General features: G+C 37.3%; 4 protein-coding genes. All 4 read left to right on the top strand.

The features are described 5' to 3' along the window. Positions 1 to 429 (top strand): hypothetical protein (locus AB1630_10440; GenBank protein MEW6104207.1); only part of this gene is annotated, 429 nt, incomplete at its 5' end. Between the two features lie 266 nt (positions 430 to 695). Then, positions 696 to 1,118, top strand: coding sequence for a four helix bundle protein (locus AB1630_10435; GenBank protein ID MEW6104206.1), 423 nt, complete (start codon positions 696 to 698; stop codon positions 1,116 to 1,118). An 89-nt stretch (positions 1,119 to 1,207) separates the two neighbouring features. Then, positions 1,208 to 2,653 (top strand): WD40 repeat domain-containing protein, encoded by a 1,446-nt coding sequence (locus AB1630_10430; GenBank protein MEW6104205.1) that lies wholly within the window; start codon positions 1,208 to 1,210, stop codon positions 2,651 to 2,653. Then, on the top strand, positions 2,650 to 4,738 hold a 2,089-nt coding region (locus AB1630_10425), incomplete at its 3' end, for a hypothetical protein (protein MEW6104204.1). The genes AB1630_10430 and AB1630_10425, both read left to right, overlap by 4 nt.

Here is a 4,738-nt window from a genome sequence, read left to right as displayed (position 1 = left end):
GCATCATCCTGCTCATTATCAACCTATATCCTTGATAAAAGGTATATCTTACATATCCCAGAGGATTATCCAACAATCCAATCTTCCATAGATGTAGCAAGGGAAAATAGCACAATCTATGTTTCCTTTGGAACATACAATGAGGCAATTACCATTAACAAGGCAATAAGTCTTATTGGAGAAAATGCAACCATTACAGCCTCTGGTCTTGAGAATGGAGTAACCTTTGAGGGAAGCAATACAAACAAAGCAACCATTACAGGATTTACCATCATAGGTGCATATAACTATGGAATATCCTGCACAAATGGAAGCCCAACCATTGTGAATAATAGAATAAGTGATATGGATTATTGTGGAAAGGGGGCTTGGGGGAAAACAAGAATGAAAGTCAGGAGTCAAGAGTCGGGAGTCAGGAGTCAGAAGTAAGGTAAAGGTTTAAATAAAATGGCAAAAAATTTGTTTGACACTCCTCTGAACACCCCGTCCCTTCGGGACACCCCTCTGAAAGAGGGGAATGAAGGGAAGGAGGGGAGGAGTTCCCCTTCTTTGAAGGGGTGGCAGACCGTAAGGTCTGACGGGGTAGTTTAAAGATAATGTAAGATGAAGAAACTATTGGCTTTAGAGACACAGGATGGAAGTAAAAAATTTGTTTGACAAAGAGGAGCAAGTGTTGTTAAAATTAGCTTAAGAAAATGAAAGAAGCACTAAATTCAAAGCAGGAACTAAAAATGTCCAATGTCCAAATCCCAATGACAAACAAAATCCCAATGTCCAATGACCAAATAAGATATAATCTGGAAGAACGCACCGCTCTGTTTGGAGAAGCAATCATAGATTTTGCAAAATCGTTACCAAAAGATGTAGTCACTATCCCATTGATTAGCCAAGTTGTTAGAGCTGGAACGAGCATAGGAGCAAATTATATGGAGGCTGATGCAGCAAGCACAAAAAAAGATTTTCGTCATAGGTTAGGTATCTGTCGGAAAGAAACTAAAGAAACAAAGCATTGGCTTAGAATGATTGCTAGAGCGGTTCCGGAAAAGAAGGATGAGGCAAGAAAACTTTGGCAAGAAACACAAGAATTGGTTCGTATTTTCTCATCAATCTTGAAATGATATTGGACATTGAGTCATTGGACATTTATTGGACATTTGGATTTGGGCATTGGGATTTATTTATTATTAAATAAACGGAGGTGTTTAAGATGTTTAAACAAACATTAAGAAGTAAAGGGATAGCTTGCCTGATTGCATTAGGCTTGCTAAAAGGTATAGGGTTTGCTGAGGAGAACAAGCTCAAATTAGAGCTTGTTAGGGAGATTAGGCTTAAAGAGAAATTAGAAGATGTAAGGGTAATGACCTCTGAGGAAGAGGTTAAAAAAGCAAGGAAGATGGCTGGTCTTTCTTCTGATGAGCCAATATTCCCCGTTAAAGCCATAAGGACAGAGGAGGGAATAAAATTCTTTGATGCAAAGGGAAGGGTTGAGAGAGAGATAAAAGGAATTGGGCTTCTTTCTGAAAATGGAGAGTATTTTTTTATAGGAAATGAGGTAAGGAATAGAAATAATACGGTTGTCTGGAAGAATAAAGAACTAAAGGGAGAAATATTGGCTATATCCAACAATGGCCGGGTAATTACAACAAATTATCGTTTTTACAGTCCAGAAGGAATTGGTGGTTTCTGGTTAGACGGCTTATACCTCTATGATTCAAAAGGAAATCTTATTAAAGAGATAGATGTTGAGCTACATGCTCTTGGATTTAGGACTTTAAACAATACAATTCAATTCTCATCAGATGGAAGCATATTTGCTTGCTGGGAAAATGGAAACTTAAATGTCTTTTCGTCAAAAGGAAACAGGATATTCAGATACTCTTTAGAAGATAAGCATGTATGTAGATTTGATAAGCTAAGGGTTTCTCCAGATGGAAGATACATTGTTGTAAGCACACATATGGGAGGGACAACTACCATATATCCAAAGGGTTATTGGGAGAAGATAGAGGAAATAAAAAAGATGGCAAAAGAAAAAGTACATAAAATGGTAATTTTAGAAAAAATAAAAATAACAAAGACATCTGATTATATTAAGAAGCGTGAAGAAGAAGAAAATAAGATTCTAAAGGAAATGGGACTTCTTCCAAAGGAGGTATATAATGGTCCATATAGAGGTGTAATCTTCTTTTTTACCAAAGAAGGAAATCTTTTAGGCTCATATAATGTTGTTCCAGGAGAAAAGGCTATTGCCTTCTCCCCCGAGGGGGATTATGTGGGTGTGGGGGATTATGAAGAATATGACTATAATGTTTATCTGTTTGAAACACAAAAAGGAACTTTATTATGGAAGTATCACTCCAAGGAAGGGATAGGTTTATGTCCTGATTCTATCAGTATTTCCTCAGGTGGTAAATATATTTGTGTAGGACTTGTTCCATCACCAGGTAAAAAATATGAGAAATTTCCTCTCAATAGATACATTTATCTTTTTGACCCCTCATCAAAGCTTCTTATAAAAAAAGATGCACAGGCTTCTTATCCCAAATACAGAGGCGGTTTTGACATAACAATCGATCCTGATGGCAACCAAATATTTGGTATGACAGACGAAACATTGCTTTTATTCAAAATCACAGGAGGTGATGCCAAATGAAGAAAATATTATTGTTAGTTTTTGCTTTCTTTTCCTCTCTCTCCTATTCTGCCCAATGGCCATTTAAACCGCAGAATAGCACCCATCCAATTGGATTGGGTGGGGATTATGGAGGGAATTATGGGAAGTATCAATATTATCCCAAGTCTGAGGAGAAAAACCCATACTTCCATTCAGGGATTGATATACCTAAAAAAGAAGGAACTGAGGTATTATCTTGCTCTAATGGATATATTTGGACAGTTCCTCCAGCTACAGCTACAGGAGCATATTTAGATATAACTGTTTCAGACCACTATAAACCAACTGAAGACGAGGGTTGGCGCTATACCCATACGAGGAATTTTAAAGATCAGAATGGGGTAGAGTGGAAACCAGACAAAAAAGTTTCTCTCGGCGACCGCCTCTGTGAAATAACATACTTTCGCAAAGATGCACATCATCTTCATTTTGGAAGGGATAAATTAAAAGAAATAGATGGAAAAAGGTATAGCTTGGATTCTATAAGGAATCCTTTGGATTTATTAAATCCAAACACAGACAATATTTCACCTACCATTGAGGATGTGAAATACTCAAGGAATAAAAAGGTTGGCGATAACTATGTCTATTTTAAAGAAGATAAGCCATTATGGGGAGATGTTGATATTATTGCAAAGGCTTATGATGAAAGATCATCTGATAGGCAGAATCCATATAAAATGTCATACCAGATTACCCATAACTCAAGGGATGGATTTAAACCAGAAACTGAATTTTATTTATGGGAATTCGACACCATCCTTCCTGGTGACAATGAAATCAATGATGTATATAGAAGCGATTCGGTCTGTAGATCAGAAGAAATACTAGATGGTGAAGGCTTTGTCAACTTTTGGTATATTGTAACAAATACTTTTGCTGATTCCAATTACTGCTGGGATACAAATACCAAGGATGATACAAGCGATGCCACAAAGAATGGGGAAGCAAAATACCCCGATGGTAGGATTGGCTTTCTGGTAAAAGGCTATGACATATACAACAAAAGCTCAAAATTTACCTCTGTTATATTAGACAACTTCGCCCCCTATGTTAAGAAAGTAAAAATAACCCAGGCAGGAAAGACAGTATATGACCCAGAAAAGGGAATAAACAAAGCACTAAAAGATGGAGAGGTAATATTTAATATTCAATTCTCAGAGGAAATGGATATAACAAAGCAAGCAAAGGCAAGCTTTGCTAAAACATCACCATATGAGCAACACAATCTTATAAAAATTGGCTGGAAGAAGACAACATACGACAATGACACATATCAGGCAAAATTTACTATTCCCAAAGGCAAAGCAGAAGACTATGATGGAACAAATACATTAAAAGTTAAAGCATACGACTTGGCTGGAAATGAATTGAATAAGAAAATACCCATATCTCCACCCAAGAAGAATAAAGCCACATCAATGCCAGGAACAAGGGATGATGAAGGTAATTGGGTTGGTTATGAACCAGGAGAAGACACAAATAATAAATTCCAAATTGACCTCACCCCACCCAAGATAAAGAAGGCAGAAATCCTTAAGGGAGAGAAAGACATTGTGGGGAATATAACCTATACTACCTTGGTTTATTCCAAAGATTATGAAACAAACCAGATAACCAGCGAGCCAATGGTTGGTGAAGGAAGCCTTTTTGTTAAGATTACCTTTGATGAAGAAATGGATAGAGGAATTCCCTTAAATGTATCTTTTACAGGAAGCAATCACCCTGTCTCATTCTTGTCTTGGTCAAATACCAACACAACCTGGTATGGTGAGTTTGTTATTCCAAGGAATTCGGAATACCAAGGAACGCATACCTTAAGCATAAGCGATGCCACAGATTTAGCAGGAAATACCTTTGATTCTGACCCAACCACAGAACAACCAGACCCAGATACAAGCAATCAATTCTATGTATTCCTTCCAGATATTGCCTATACACAATGGGTTCCTGTTCCAGATTCAACCCACAAGCAAGGCTCTACTCATTTATTAAACATAGAAAGCAAAGAATCAATAATGCTAACTGGAGGATGGGCCCCCCAATTCTTTCCTGATGGTGAAT

The organism is bacterium (assembly GCA_040753555.1).
Taxonomy (GTDB): Bacteria; UBA9089; UBA9088; order UBA9088; family UBA9088; genus JBFLYE01.
This window is presented reverse-complemented; position numbering and strand designations above follow the sequence as displayed.